The 13,451-nt window shown below is 72.1% G+C and carries 13 protein-coding genes; 8 read left to right on the top strand and 5 right to left on the bottom strand.

Translation table 11 applies throughout. The annotated features are described in order from the left end of the window. Positions 1 to 45: 45 nt before the first annotated feature. The 5 genes from ACFWBT_RS03800 to ACFWBT_RS03780 are packed head-to-tail and all read left to right on the top strand — an operon-like array spanning position 46 to position 4,231. On the top strand, positions 46 to 1,545 hold the full coding sequence (locus tag ACFWBT_RS03800; RefSeq protein WP_385695456.1) for an ATP-binding protein: 1,500 nt from the start codon (positions 46 to 48) through the stop codon (positions 1,543 to 1,545). After that, entirely contained in the window at positions 1,542 to 1,955 is a 414-nt protein-coding gene (locus tag ACFWBT_RS03795) for a roadblock/LC7 domain-containing protein (protein WP_266763573.1), read from the top strand. The genes ACFWBT_RS03800 and ACFWBT_RS03795 overlap by 4 nt, the downstream gene beginning before the upstream one ends. Beyond that, positions 1,952 to 2,314, top strand: coding sequence for a DUF742 domain-containing protein (locus tag ACFWBT_RS03790; protein ID WP_385695453.1), 363 nt, complete (start codon positions 1,952 to 1,954; stop codon positions 2,312 to 2,314). Before ACFWBT_RS03795 ends, ACFWBT_RS03790 begins: the two co-directional genes overlap by 4 nt. Further along, positions 2,292 to 2,894, top strand: coding sequence for an ATP/GTP-binding protein (locus ACFWBT_RS03785; protein ID WP_351554267.1), 603 nt, complete (start codon positions 2,292 to 2,294; stop codon positions 2,892 to 2,894). The genes ACFWBT_RS03790 and ACFWBT_RS03785 overlap by 23 nt, the downstream gene beginning before the upstream one ends. Further along, positions 2,891 to 4,231 carry a cytochrome P450 gene (locus tag ACFWBT_RS03780; protein WP_385695449.1) on the top strand — a complete coding sequence of 447 codons (1,341 nt, stop codon included), beginning with the start codon at positions 2,891 to 2,893 and terminating at the stop codon, positions 4,229 to 4,231. The genes ACFWBT_RS03785 and ACFWBT_RS03780 overlap by 4 nt, the downstream gene beginning before the upstream one ends. A 13-nt stretch (positions 4,232 to 4,244) precedes the next feature. On the opposite strand, the gene ACFWBT_RS03775 is transcribed toward ACFWBT_RS03780, so the two are convergent. The 3 genes from ACFWBT_RS03775 to ACFWBT_RS03765 form a co-directional block, all read right to left on the bottom strand. Further along, a complete protein-coding gene (locus ACFWBT_RS03775; RefSeq protein ID WP_385695446.1) occupies positions 4,245 to 5,489 on the bottom strand; it encodes a cytochrome P450 in 1,245 nt (414 codons plus the stop codon). Between the two features lie 166 nt (positions 5,490 to 5,655). Next, positions 5,656 to 6,069 carry a DUF6114 domain-containing protein gene (locus ACFWBT_RS03770; RefSeq protein ID WP_385695444.1) on the bottom strand — a complete coding sequence of 138 codons (414 nt, stop codon included), beginning with the start codon at positions 6,067 to 6,069 and terminating at the stop codon, positions 5,656 to 5,658. Next, a complete protein-coding gene (locus tag ACFWBT_RS03765; protein ID WP_266763579.1) occupies positions 6,069 to 6,743 on the bottom strand; it encodes a DUF6230 family protein in 675 nt (224 codons plus the stop codon). The genes ACFWBT_RS03770 and ACFWBT_RS03765 overlap by 1 nt, the downstream gene beginning before the upstream one ends. Before the next feature lie 700 nt (positions 6,744 to 7,443). Here ACFWBT_RS03765 and ACFWBT_RS03760 point away from each other — a divergent pair. After that, positions 7,444 to 8,109, top strand: coding sequence for a Tat pathway signal sequence domain protein (locus tag ACFWBT_RS03760; RefSeq protein WP_385695441.1), 666 nt, complete (start codon positions 7,444 to 7,446; stop codon positions 8,107 to 8,109). An 18-nt stretch (positions 8,110 to 8,127) separates the two neighbouring features. On the opposite strand, the gene ACFWBT_RS03755 is transcribed toward ACFWBT_RS03760, so the two are convergent. Then, the gene (locus ACFWBT_RS03755; protein WP_385695439.1) at positions 8,128 to 9,087 is read right to left on the bottom strand and encodes a lytic polysaccharide monooxygenase; all 960 of its coding nucleotides are present in this window, start codon (positions 9,085 to 9,087) and stop codon (positions 8,128 to 8,130) included. 407 nt (positions 9,088 to 9,494) lie between these two features. On the opposite strand from ACFWBT_RS03755, the gene ACFWBT_RS03750 reads away from it, so the two are divergent. Together ACFWBT_RS03750 and ACFWBT_RS03745 are read left to right on the top strand one after the other, a co-directional pair. Then, a complete protein-coding gene (locus ACFWBT_RS03750; RefSeq protein WP_385695436.1) occupies positions 9,495 to 10,691 on the top strand; it encodes a damage-control phosphatase ARMT1 family protein in 1,197 nt (398 codons plus the stop codon). 483 nt (positions 10,692 to 11,174) lie between these two features. Then, positions 11,175 to 12,071 carry a hypothetical protein gene (locus ACFWBT_RS03745; protein WP_385695433.1) on the top strand — a complete coding sequence of 299 codons (897 nt, stop codon included), beginning with the start codon at positions 11,175 to 11,177 and terminating at the stop codon, positions 12,069 to 12,071. A gap of 66 nt (positions 12,072 to 12,137) precedes the next feature. Here the strand turns inward: ACFWBT_RS03745 and ACFWBT_RS03740 are convergent, their stop codons facing one another. After that, complete coding sequence (locus ACFWBT_RS03740) at positions 12,138 to 13,409, bottom strand: cytochrome P450 (protein ID WP_385695431.1); 1,272 nt, start codon at positions 13,407 to 13,409, stop codon at positions 12,138 to 12,140. Positions 13,410 to 13,451 lie beyond the last annotated feature (42 nt).

Below are 13,451 nucleotides of genomic sequence, written 5' to 3'. Positions count from 1 at the left end.
CTTCCGCCCCAGCAACGCGTCTCTGCATATGAGGACTTGAGGACCATGACCGAACGGATACCGGAGGCCGCGTCCTGGTGCCTGGCCGCCGGCCTGCTCGCCGTCACCGTGCTGCTGCTGCGCCAGCGCGGGATCACCAGGCGGCAGCGCCGACGGACCGCCGCGCTCGCGGACGACCTGCGGGCCCGTGACGAGGAGCTGCGCCGCATGGTCGCGGTCCGCCTCCCCGCGCTGGAGGCCGCGCCGCACCAGCAGGCCCCCACCGGTGCCCCCGCCGGGGGCCTGCTCGACGCCCGGCTGGCGGACACGGACTTCGCGAAGCATCTCGACAGCGTCCTCGAACGCTTCGCGGAGGCGGTGGACCACGCGCAGGCGCGGGCCGACCAGTCGGCGAAGTCCGCGCTCAAGGCGTCGATGCGCTCGATCCAGGCCCTCGCCAACGAGCAGCAGGTGTCCATCGCGGAGATGCAGGACCGGCATGACCACCCCGACGTGCTGCGCGACCTGCTCGAGATCGACCACACCAACGCCCAGTTCGGCCGCCGCGCCCAGGCGATCGCCGTCCTGTGCGGCTCCTGGCCCGGACGGCAGCGCAGCACCTCCGCGCTGATCGAGGTGGTGCGCGGCGCGACCTCCCGGGTCCGCGACTACCGCCGGGTCCGCGTGAACGGACAGGTCGACATCGCCGTCGAGAGCCGCGCGGTCGAACCGGTGGTCCTCGCCGTCGCCGAGCTCCTGGACAACGCGGCACGCCACTCGCAGCCCAACACCACGGTCGAGGTCACCGTCCAGTCCGTGCACAACGGCGCGTGCGTGGTCATCGACGACGCCGGCGTCGGCATGGACGGCCGGGCGACCGAGCAGGCCGCCGCGCTGCTGACCGGCCGCGACGCGGTGGACGTGACCCGGCTCGACGATCCGCCGCAGTTCGGATTCGCCGTCATCGGCGTACTCGCCGCACGGTACGGGTTCAGCGTCTCGGTGGACACGCGGTCCCCGTACGGCGGTGTCCGCGCCGTGGTGTTCCTTCCGTCGACGCTGCTCACGCACGTGGCCGCGGCCCCCGAGGCTCCGCGGGCCGAGCCCTCACAGGCCGAGCCCGCACAGGCGGCCGGGCGGCCCGCGGGTCCCGGGGCGCCCGCGCGTCCCACGCTCCGGGTGGCCGAGCCCGTCGAGACGACGACGGCCGGCGGCCTGCCGAAGCGGCGGCGCCGCGGCCCGCAGCAGGCGGCCCCCGCCGAACAGCCCGCCGCCGTGCCCGCCGAGGACGTCAGCGCACGGTCGGCCGAGGAGAACGCCCGGCGCATGGGCGCGTTCGCGCGCGGCACGCGCTTCGGCCGCTCGGCGCGGGACACCACCGGAACGCCCGACGCTTCCGAGATGCCCGGCATCCCCGGAGAACCGGAGGCCCTCGCGCCGACGGACGCGCCCGCGACGCCGACGGACGCCCCCGGGGTGCCGACGGACGCCCCCATGAAGCCGACGGACGTCCCCGTGACGTCGTACGACACCCCCCACGAGAACGAAGGGAACACACAGGGATGACCGCGCCCAAGACCAACGAGCTGGGGTGGATGCTCGACGAGGTCCTGAAGGTGCCGGAAGCGCGGCACGCGATCCTGCTGTCCGCCGACGGCATGCTCCGCGCCCACTCCGCCGACATCGGCCGGGACGACGCCGAACGGCTGGCCGCGGGTCTGTCCGGCGTGCAGTCGATCAGCCGCAGCACGGCCGAGTTCTGCGGCAGCGCGAACACACCGTGGCGGCAGACCCTGATCGAGTTCGCGCACGGATACGTCTTCCTCGTCGCCGCGGGCGAGGGCGCCCATCTCGCGGTGTCCACGACCGAGGAGGTCGACATGGAGGCCGTCACCTACCGCATGCACAAGCTGGTCGACCGGCTCGGCAAGGAGCTGACCAGCCCGGCCCGGCAGGACACCGGCAGTCCGGCATGACGCCGCCCAGGCGCCGCCCCGGGGAGCGGCTGGTGCGGGCGTACGTCGTCACCGACGGCCGCTCGTACCCGTCGCGCAACACCCTCGACCTCGTCACGCTCCTGATCGCCGCGGAAGGCCCGCCGCTCACCGGGCTGAGCCCCGAGAAGCGGCGGCTGATGGAGCTGTGCAGGCCCGGGGCGCTGTCGGTGGCCGAGGTGGCCGGCCATCTGGAGCTGCCGGTCAGCGTCACCAAGGTGCTGATCGCCGATCTGATGGACAGCGGCCACCTGGTCACCCGCGCGCCGATCCCCTCCGCCCGGCCGTCCGACACCCGCATCCTCCAGGAGGTGCTCGATGGGCTCCGCTCCCGCCTCTGAGACCATGTATCTGCCCGAGGGCGTGCGGACCGCCGTCAAGCTGCTGGTGGTGGGCCACTTCGCGGTCGGCAAGACCACATTCGTCGGCGCGCTGTCCGAGATACGGCCCCTGCGCACCGAGGAGGTCATGAGCCAAGCCGGCGCGCTCGTCGACGACTTGGCCGGAACGCGGGACAAGACCACCACCACGGTCGCCCTCGACTTCGGCCGCCTCACCCTCAACGACACCCTGGTGCTCTATCTGTTCGGCACTCCGGGGCAGCAGCGCTTCACCGAGCTCTGGCAGGACATGACGCGCGGCGCGCTCGGCGCGCTCGTCCTCGCCGACACCCGGCGCCTGGACCAGTCCTTCGACGTCATGGGCGTACTGGAGGAGTTGGGGCTCCCGTACGCCGTCGCCCTGAACGACTTCGGCGACGGGCCGGGGCACGGGCTCGACGAGGTGCGCGAGGCGCTCGACCTGCTGCCCTCCACCCCGCTCGTACGCTGCGACGCGCGCGATCCGGTCTCCTCCACCGAGGCACTGATCACCCTCGTCGAATACCTACTGAACCGCACCGGCGAACTGGAGCACGCGTGACCGCCGTACCGCCCCCCGGCTGCCCAGCCCACCAGTCCCTGTACGGGCCGGAGTTCGCGGCCGATCCCGCCGCGGTCTACCGGCGGCTGCGGGAGGCCGGACCGACCGGGCCCGTCGAACTCGCGCCCGGCGTCCGGGCCACCCTCGTCATCGGGTACGACGCCGCCCTGCACGTCCTGCGCAGTCCGGAGACCTTCTCCAAGGACCCGCGCCGCTGGCGGGACCTGGCGGACGGCACCGTGCCGATGGACAGCCCGGTCGTCCCGATGATGATGTACCGGCCCAACGCCCTGTTCACCGACGGCGAGGAGCACCGACGGCTGCGCGGCGCCATCACCGACAGCCTCGCCCGCGTCGAGCCCAGCACCCTGCGCGGCTATGTCGAGCGCAGCGCCGACACCCTCATCGACCGGTTCGCGCCGCGCGGCGCGGCGGATCTGCTCGGCGAATACGCCCAGGTCCTGCCGCTGCTCGTCTTCAACCATCTCTTCGGCTGCCCCGCGGGCCACGGCGTCCGGCTGGTCGAGGGGATGTCCGGGATCTTCGACGGGGTGGACGCCGAGAAGGCGAACGAACTGCTCACCACCACCCTGCTCGACCTCGTCGCGCTGAAGCGGCGGCGGCCCGGGGCGGACATGACGTCCTGGCTGATGGAGCACCCGGCCGCGCTCACCGACGAGGAGATGGTCCACACCCTCGTCGTGCTGATGGGCGCGGGCACCGAACCGGAGCAGAACCTGATCGCGAACAGCCTGCGCCTGCTGCTGTCCGACGACCGCTTCGCGGGCGACCTGTCCGGCGGCACTCTGCCGGTGGAGGACGCCCTCGACGAGGTGCTGTGGACCGATCCGCCGATCGCCAACTACGCCGTGCACTATCCGCGGCACGACGTCGTGTACGAGGGCACACCGTTGCGCGCGGGTGATCCGCTGGTGGTGAGTCTCGCCGCGGCCAACACGGATCCGTCCCTGACGAGCGGTCAGCGCACGGGAAACCGCGCCCACTTGGCGTGGAGCGCGGGCCCGCACAACTGCCCGGCGCAGGGCCCGGCGCGGCTGATCGCCGCCGTCGGGGTCGAGAAGCTGCTCGACCGGATCCCCGACATCGAACTGGCGGTTCCCGCCGAGAAGCTGGAGTGGCGTCCCGGCCCCTTCCACCGGGCGCTCGCCGCGCTGCCGGTGAGCTTCCCGCCCGCCCCGGCGGCCGGACGGCCCGAGGGCGGGCTCCGGACGCCGGCTGCGGCCTTCCCGGCACCCGCCCCTGAGCCTTCGGCCCCCGCGCCCGACCGCCCGAGGGGCGGCTGGGCGCGGCTGTCGGCCTGGTGGCGCGGCGAATGAACCGGCCCGCCTGCTAGGAAATGCGGACGGGAAGGGAGCGGTGGCCGTTGGAGATGAAGGAGTCCACCGGCCGCAACTCCTCCTCCGGAACCGCGAGTCGCAGGCCCGGGAACCGGTCGAAGAGTGCCGGGAGCGCGATCCGGGCCTCCAGCCGGCCCAGCGGCGCCCCCAGGCAGTGGTGCACACCGTGGCCGAAGGCGAGGTGCTCCTTGTCGGCGCGGGTGACGTCGAACCGGTCGGCGTCCTTCCCGTGGCGTTCCGGATCGCGACCGGCGGCGGCGTACGCCGCGAGGATCGCCTCGCCCTTGGCGATCACGGTTCCGTCGGGGCCGCCGAGCTCGGAGAGGACGATGTCCTCCACGGCGTACCGCAGCGGCAGGTTCGCGACCGGCGCGTCCGCGCGCAGGGTCTCCTCGACCACGTCGTCCCAGGTCGCGCGGCCCTCCCGGACGAGTTCGAGCTGCTCGGGCCGGGTGAGCAGGGCGTGCACGGCGTTGTCGATGAGGTTGACCGTCGTCTCGTGACCGGCGCTGACCATCAGGACGAGTGTGTCCAGCAGCTCCTGCTCGCTGAGCCGGGTGCCGTCCTCCTCGTCGCGGGCCGCGATGAGCCCCGAGGTCAGGTCGTCGCCGGGTGACTCCCGCTTGGCGGCGACGAGTTCGGCCAGGACGACGTACATCCGCTCGTAGGCGGCCGTCATCTCACCGGGGTCGGCGGAGGTGTCGAAGATGCGGTCGACCAGGCGCCGCAGCTCGGGGCCCCGCTCCTCGGGCAGCCCGAACAGATCGCTGATCACCTGGATCGGCAGCGGGTAGCAGAGTTCCTCGCGCAGGTCGACGACCTGGAAGCCCTGCCCCGCCTTCTCCACGCGGTCCAGCAGCCGCCGGGTGATCTCCTCGATACGCGGCTGGAGCGCGGCCGTCCGGCGGGCGGTGAACGCCTTGGAGACGAGCGTGCGCAGGCGTTTGTGTTCGCCTCCGTACGCGGTGAACATGTTCTGCACGGCCACCCAGGTGAACAGCGGCCACTCCGGGGTGATCGCGCCGCTCGCGAGCAGGGGCCAGTGCTGCCGTGCGTCCTTGGACACCCGGGGATCGGTGAGCAGCCGTTTCAGCAGCTCGGGGCCGCTCACCGCCCAGGCCTCCACGCCGCCGGGAAGCTCCACCCGGGCCAGCGGTCCGCTCTCGCGTATCCGGGCGGCCTCTTCGTGGATGTCGCGTCCGGTCGCGTCGATCACTAAGGGACTTGGATTACCCATCAGGAGCCTCCCGGCAGTCGAACCCCAATTCGGCATACGCCGCGTCACGCTACGCGAGCACACGGGGTCCCATCGAGACCCACTCGGCGTCGGCTGCGTACGGTGTCAATTTCCCTGCGCGTACAGGCAAGTTGCCCAGGGTGCGGGTCCGTTCCGGCCGCCCGGCTCAGGCGTGTCCGCGACGCAGCAGCCGCCTGCGCGGCTTCTGGTCGGGCAGCCAGCCGAAGGTGAGGCAGCTGCCGACGGCTCCGAGGAGCAGACCGATGAAGAAGCCTCCGAGGTTGGAGGTGAGCCAGGTGCCCAGGGACAGGAGGATGCCCAGCAGGGAGTAGAACAGGCGCTGGGCCGGGTTGAAGAGGATCAGCAGGCCGCACAGCAGCATCATGGTGGGGAGCAGATAGCCCGCCAGGCCCTGCATCCCGATGTGCATGACGACCTTCAGCGACGCCTTCTCGGTGAGGAGGATCTCCGCTCCCGCCAGGGCGAGCAGCAGCCCGCCCCAGAAGGGGCGGTGCGCACGCCACTGCCGGAAACCGGCCCGCAGGCTCCGGGAGCTGTCCGTACGGACGCCGGAGCTCATCAGCAACCCTGCTCGCTGAAGCGGAGCTTGAGGCCGGGAAGCTTGAACACCGCCGCCGTGGTCGCGTAGTTGGTCTGGCGCAGGTTCGCGATGCGCACGGTGTCGGCCTGCTGGCTGAAGACGCCCTTGGGGCCCTGGACCCCGGCCTTGTCGAGGGTGCTGGCGTCGTTGCCGATCTCGATGTTGTCGAAGGAGGCGTCGCCGGACAGTTCCGTGGAGTCGGTGGTGAGGTGGCTCGCCTGCACCTTGTCCGCCCCGCTGCCCGCCGTGATGAGCAGGTTCGTGCCGCCCAGGTCGACGCTCTGGCACAGCTTGGTGAGGGTCGCGTTCTTGATCGCCGAGGTGACGATGAGGACCTGGCCGCCCGTGTCGCCGGCGTTCGGACTGTCCTCCGCCATGTTGTCGAGGCCGCCGAACTGCTCGAAGCCGGTGCCGTTCAGTTCGGTGGCGGTGACCGTGAACGGCATGCCGGAGATGGCGAACTGGACGCCGAGCGCGCCCTGGGCGGTGAGGATCATCAATCCGGCGGCGACCGCGGTGGCAGGCAGTGCCATCACGGCGGCGCGGCGCAGACGGACCCGTCCGCGTCTGTTCTGCCCGTCGGCGGCTGAACCGCTTTCCGGGGTCTCGGGCGTGGAACCGGTGGACGCTGTGGCGTCCGGGGACGAGGCCATGTCTGCTCCCTGGGCACATTCGATGCGGGTCGGGCTCCAGTGGCGCGTTGTCCTGGCGCGGACAGCGGCTGCGGCGCACGCCCCCTCGCGCCTCCCGGCGGTTGCAAGGGCTTTCTCGTTACGCAGCAGTAGCCGTCGAGGAAGTTACCGGGGGTTACATGCAGGGTCAAGGGACCTGTGGGAAAACCGTGCCAGTTGTGCCCCACCTGTGAACACGCGCCGGCGACAGGGGCGTCGTGACCTTCAACTTCCTTGCTGCGCCTTGACGTTGACCATCCATCAGGTCTACAACTCTCCCTGGTTTCCCCGGATCCGTGGCGCCGGATCCGTCGGCCGACGCGCCCGTCACCTCCCGGACCCCGTTCTGCGCGGGGCGGTCATGGCGTGTTCCGGAGCGGCCCGGGCGCGTACGCCGAAGCGGCGCGCACCCTCGGCCACTCCCCGTCCCCGCGGCACCGGCACGGTCACCTTCCCCTCCGGGCCGTACCGGTCGCCCGGCTGTCGCTGCCGGTCCCTGGCGCACGGAGAAGGCGTCATGGACCGGCAGCGGTCCTTCCTCGCACCACCCGCGCCGAGCGTCGAACCCGTCGGCCCCGCGCGGCCGTTCCACCCCGCACCCCCGCGCCACCTTCTCGACCCGCACCCCCGCGCCCCGGCGCGGTCAGGCACCCACACCCCCATCGGAGAAGAGGCACCCCCCATGCGTACTCGATCCCTGCTCGCCCTCGTCGGCGTCGTCGCGGCCCTGTCGGCCTCCGCGATCGTCCCCGCCTCCGCGGACGACGTCCCCGTGCTCACCACCGGCAGCGCCGGAGGAACCCCCGTCGCCGTCGGAGACGTCCTCAAGGCCTCGCTCGCGAGCGGCACCACGGCCACCCTCTACTCCAGCAGCACCGGCACGAGCGGCGTCTCCTGTTCCGCGTCGACGTTCACCGCGACCGCCACCGACAACCCGGCGGCTCCCGGCACGGCCACCGAGTCGCTCACCGGGCACACCTTCGACAGCAGCTCGTGCAGCAGCAACGTCGTCGGCGTTCTCGGCGTCACCGGCATCACGGTCGACAACCTGCCGTACAGCACCGCGGTGGGCTCCGACGGATCCGTCACCGTCACCCCGGCCGCCGGGTCCACCATCCAGACCACGGTCAAGCTGCGCACCCTGCTGGGCACCCTGAACTGCGTCTACCGGGCGCCGAGTCTGTCCGGCACGGCGAGCAACGCCGACAACAGCATCACCTTCGCCAACCAGCAGTTCACCAAGTTCTCCGGCTCGTCCCTGTGCTTCAGCAGCGGCTACTTCACCGCGAAGTACGCCCCCGTCACCGACACCAGCCAGCCGGACAGCCCGGTGGTCTACGTCAACTGACGTCCACCGGGCGCGTGTTCACCGCCGGCGTCGCAGGGTGACGGCGATGCCGACGGTGAGCAGCAGCGCGGTCGCCGCTCCCCCCGCGACCAGGGGGAGGGCGGGCCCGCCGCCCGATGTGCTGTCGGCGGCGGGAGTCAGATGATCGGTGTCCGTCTCCCCGGCGGCCGAACTGGCCGCAGGGGAAGGCGAGTCGGCGGCGGGGGAGGCCGGCGTGCGGCTGGGCGGCGAGGTCGCCAGCTTGGTCGACCCGGAGGTGTCCTTGGCGCTCTTGCCGCCGGACGTGCTTCCGGTGCTCCCCGAGGACGCCGTGCTCCGAGCCGGCTTCGACGCCGCGCTCCCGCCGGAGAACACCACGTCCGAGCACGAGTAGTAGGTGTCCGACGTGCTGGAGTTCTGCCAGATCGTGAACAGCATCTGGCGGCCGGTGCGGTCGGACGGCAGCTTCGCGTTGATGCGGTAGGCGCCGTCGACCAGCGCCGGGTCGGTGGCCGAGGCGAACGGCTTCTCCGGCAGGTCGGACCACTTCAGAGGACGCGTCGGGCTGTAACCCGGCTTGGTCAGAAAGAGCTTGAAGGTCCCCGTGTGCGGGATCGTCGAACTGTACTTGAGGGTGAAGGCCGCGCCGGGCGTCAGACGCGTCGACGGAAAGTCGGCACGGGCCAGGTCGAGGCCCTTGTAGGCGGGCAGACCGCCGCTGCACAGCTTCCCGTCCGGGATCACCGAGCGGTCCCTGCCGTTGACGCCGCCCACCCGCAGGTTGTCCCACGCGGTGAAGGGCGCGCCGTTCGCGGCGATCGCCGCCCGGCAGGCCGCCGTCCGGACCAGACCGCCACCCTCCGGTGAGCACGCGGCCACCCGGCTGACCGGAGACGTCGGCGCGCCGTGCGCCGATGCGGGCCCAGCGGCCCACGTCGCGAGGAGCAGCGGCGCCGCCAGGGCGACAGCGGCCGCGGTTGCGGTGCGGTAGGCGGACATCCGGAGGTCTCCTCGGTGCGTCGGCGAAGCGGCGTGCCACCGCGCGCGGCCGGGACGCACTCCTCGCACGGGGCACCGTGCAATACGGGGCCACAGCGCCGTGCGTTCAGATCCGCGGTCCGTGTGAAACGGGACCATCTTGGCGAACCGGGGCGGACGGGAGCCGATTCGCGGCCCGATCGAGGGTTTTCCCGCTATCCCTCCCACCCGCCGCCTGCCTATCGTTCAGCGCGACCGCCCACGGCAGCCGCGAGCCCGTGTCCAGGACACGGCCGCGCGGCACACAGCGCGGTCGACAGCTCGAAGCCGACCGACCAGGCCGACCGCTGGGCTCTACGGGGGGAGGGGCCGCCCGGCGCGCACGCGCGTCGGACGGCCCCTTCTGCCCAGCCGGTACGGTGAGCGGCATGCCTGAGCCCGCCGCATCCGCCCGCCCCGCCGCCGGTCCCGAGGACGCGCCGGTGGTCGTCAGCGCGGTGCGGGGCTCGTTCCCCTGGAGCGTGCTGGCCGAGAGGCATCCGGCGCTCATCCGCAAGGTGGCGGACGCCTTCCCGTACGGCCCCGAGCAGCGCCACGCGCTCGACGCCCTGCTCAGGAACTGCGCCGAGGGGGTCGTGGAACCGCTCGCGGCGTCGGCCGCGGACCGCGGGCAGTGGGATGCCTGGGGCGGCCGGGAGTACTACGGCCGGTCCTGGTTCGACGTTCCCTTCCTCTGGTCCGAGAGCTACTTCTACCGCCGACTGCTCGAAGCCGTCGGCTACTTCACGCCCGGGCCGTGGCAGGGCATCGACCCCTTCCGCCCGTTCAAGCTCGCCGAACTGGACACGCCGGAGGCCGACGAGGAACTCGCCGCGCTGGACGATCTCGCGCGGCGGCCGGCCGAGGAGCAGGAGGAGGCGCTGCTGCACGGCTCCCTGTGGGGCAACCGCGCCGATCTCGGGTTCCGGCTGGCCGGCGGGGAGGGCGGGACGGCAGCCGACTCCCAGCTCGTGGCGAACGACGGAGAGGTGCTGCGATCGCTCCTCGCGGGCGGCACCCTCTGCCTGGTCGCGGACAACGCGGGCCGGGAACTCGTCCCCGACCTGCTCCTCATCGACCACCTGCTCCGCCACGGCCGGGTCGAGCGGACCGTCCTGCAGGTGAAGCCGTACCCGTACTACGTCTCCGACGCCACGACCGCGGACGTGATCGACGCCCTGCGCCGCCTCACCGGAGCGAAGGGAGCCGCGGGCGAGGCCGGGAACCGCCTCTGGGCCGCACTGTCCGAGGGCCGTCTCACCGTCCGCACCCACCCCTTCGCCTGTGCCCCGCTGCCGTACGCGGACATGCCCGAAGACCTCCGGCGGGAGTTCACCGCGGCCGATGTGACCCTGCTGAAGGGTGATCTGAACTACCGCCGCCTCATCGGCGACCGCCGCTACCCCGCGACCACGCCCTTCGCCGTCGCCACCGCCTCCTTCCCCGGCCCGGTGGCGGCATTGCGCACCCTTAAGTCCGATGTCGTCGTCGGCATCACCTCCTCCGTCGAGGCGGCGCTCGACGCCGCTGAGGACCACCGCTGGCGCACCAGCGGCACCCACGCGCTGATCCAGGCGAGACGCTAGCGGCGACCCGCTCCGGTCCGGACCTCGCGCGGGGTCCCGCGGCGCACGGTTCGCGGCCGGAGACTCCGCGGGACGGCCGGGGCCTTCCCGCGAGCCACCTCGGTCTCCTACGGGCAGGCGTATCCATCGGTGAGGCGCCGCCGTGGGCGGGGGTATCCGTCTTTGCTGGAACTATCCCCGGACCGGGCGGTTTCCGGTGAGATCAACGACTCTGCAACGGTCGATGCTGCAAGGTCACTTCTGTCGAACTGCCCTTTAGAATCGACGTGTTGAGTCACCCAGTGTGGTGGCAGCACGGCTTCACCGTCGGGCCCGGACGTCTGCTCACGGCGACCGATCGCCCCTTCGCTCGCTGTCCCCACCGGTCCATGGCTCCGCTGCGACCGCGCCACCTGTCGGCACCGCCATCCGGTCGGCGTCGAGCGCAGCGCCGGTTCCGCCACCTTGATCGCACGCCCGACGACTTCGGAGAAGGAGCACAGGATGCAGGATCGGCCCGAGGACGTCCCGGCGCAGCCCCAGGCGCAGACGTCGCCCCCACCCGGCTCCACGGCTCCGCCCGCCCCCGCGAACCAGTCGCAGGCGTACCACCAGCCGTCGGCGCTGCCGAGACCCGAACCCGCGCCGGGCAATCCGTACCCGGCCCCGGGCCCGGCGAACAGCTACGGCCCTCCTCCCACCTACGCTCCGGCCCAGCCGTACGGATACGGGCAACCGCCGGGCTTTCCCCCGCCGCCCGGCGGCAAGGGCACCGCGGGACGCGCGGTGCTGTGGGCGGCGGTCGGCGCGGTGGTCGCCTCCGCGCTGTGGGCCGGCGGGGTCTTCCTTCTCCGCCCGCTCGGCGACGACCCGGATCTGGCGGGATACCGGGCCAAGGCCAATCTCTGCTCCGCGGTCGACTACACCGCCCTGCGGACCGAGTACACCGAGCAGGACAGCGCCCCCACGCACAACGCGCTGAAGCACAAGGCCATCGACGAGAGCTACTGCAGCATCTCCCTGAAGAAATCGTCCAGTTCCTCCTACTCCGACGCGTATCTCTCGGTGCAGGTGGATCTCCACAAGACAACCGATCCCTCCGCCGAGTTCACCGCCGTGTGGTCCGAGTACAGCCAGCGCTACGACGACTACGAGGTGGAGAAGGTGTCCGGTTTCGGTGACGAGGCCTATCTCGTCACCGAGGACACCACCTCCGGCTCGGGAACCAGCGGCAGCCGGGCGGTGATCCTCGCGGTGCGCGACGGCTGGATGACCTACCAGATGAGCTGGAGCGTCTACACGTCGTCCTACGAGACGACCACTCCGCCCGAGGTCGGCGATGTCTCGCGGTGGGTGAAGACCGACACCCGCTCGACACTGGAGAACCTCCGCTCCGACTGACCGGACGCCGAGGCGGGCGGCGCGCGGGAGTACCCGGGCCGGCGGTCCCGTGCACCGCACCGGTGGTCAAGTCACTTGAAGAGGGAGAGACTTGATGCCGTTGATGAAGTTGGAGACGAGACGTCCGGGCGGCCCCGCGGGGTGCAGCGAGGGCATGGCCCGCACGGTCTCCTCGTACAGCACCCGCAGTTGGAGCCGGGCGAAGTGGGAGCCCAGGCAGACGTGCGGGCCGTCCCCGAAGGAGACATGGGGGTTCGGGGCCCGGGACAGGTCGAGCCGGTGGGGGTCGGCGAAGACGCGTTCGTCGTGGTTGGCCGAGGCGTGGAAGACGACCACCTTGTCGCCCGCGCGCAGACGCCGTCCGGCCAGTTCCGTGTCCACGGCCGCCGTCCGGCGGAAGGTGAGCACGGGAGGGTGCGCACGCAGCAACTCCTCGACGGCCGTGGCGGGTCGATGGCGGCCCGACCGCAGACCCTCGTACGCCTCCGGATGCTCCGCCAGTGTCAGCAGGCCCCCGGGGGCCGCGCCGCGCACGGTGTCGTTGCCCGCGATCGTGAGCAGGAAGAAGAACATCTCCAGTTCTTCCGGGGCGAGTTCGGCGTCGGTGGCGAGGGTGGTCAGCACATCGTCGCCGGGATGACGCCGCTTGAAATCGGCGAGCTCCCGCGCGTAGGCGAACATGTCCCGCAGCATCGCCGGAGAGCGCGGATCGACCGGTTTCCCCGTCGGGCCGAGGACCGCGGGGCCCGCCTCGTCGGGGTCCTGGTAGCCGATCACCCGCCGCGTCCAGTGCAGCAGCAGCCCCCGGTCGCGCTCGGGCACGCCGAGCAGATCCGCGAGGTTGAGCAGGGCGTAGTCGTCGGTGACCGCGGCGACGAGGTCGCTGATGCCGTCGCCCGACCGGGCCTCCCGCACCGCCCGCCCGAGCAGCGTACGGGCCCGCTCGCGGACCACCGACGCGAAGTGCTCGATGCGGCGCGGGGTGAACGCCCGGCTCACCAGACGTCTCAACCGGCCCTGTTCCGGCGGGTCCTGATTGAGCATCATGCGCCGGATGAACGGCAGATCCGCGGGGTCGGGATCCCGGATCTGGGTCGTGCCGAGGTACGAGGAGTACGTCGAGGAGTCCTTGAGCACCCGGACCACGTCGGCGTGCCGGGTCACCGCCCAGAACCCGGGACCGGCCGGCCAGCCCAGCACCTCGGGTTCCTCCTGCCAGGCCACCGGGTGGTGATCGCGCAGGACGCGGTACGCGGCGTGGGGCACCCCGTCGGCGTACCGTCGCGGGTCGAAGACGTCCGGAACGGGAGGCACGTGCGGCCGTGGCGCGGCGCTCACGACTCCCCGCCACTGCGCCTGCCGGGGCCTTCTCGCCTCTCG

The organism is Streptomyces sp. NPDC060027, from assembly GCF_042737005.1.
Classification (GTDB): Bacteria; Actinomycetota; Actinomycetes; order Streptomycetales; family Streptomycetaceae; genus Streptomyces.
The sequence above is the reverse complement of the archived record's forward strand: the minus strand, read 5'-3'. Positions and strand labels throughout refer to the sequence as shown.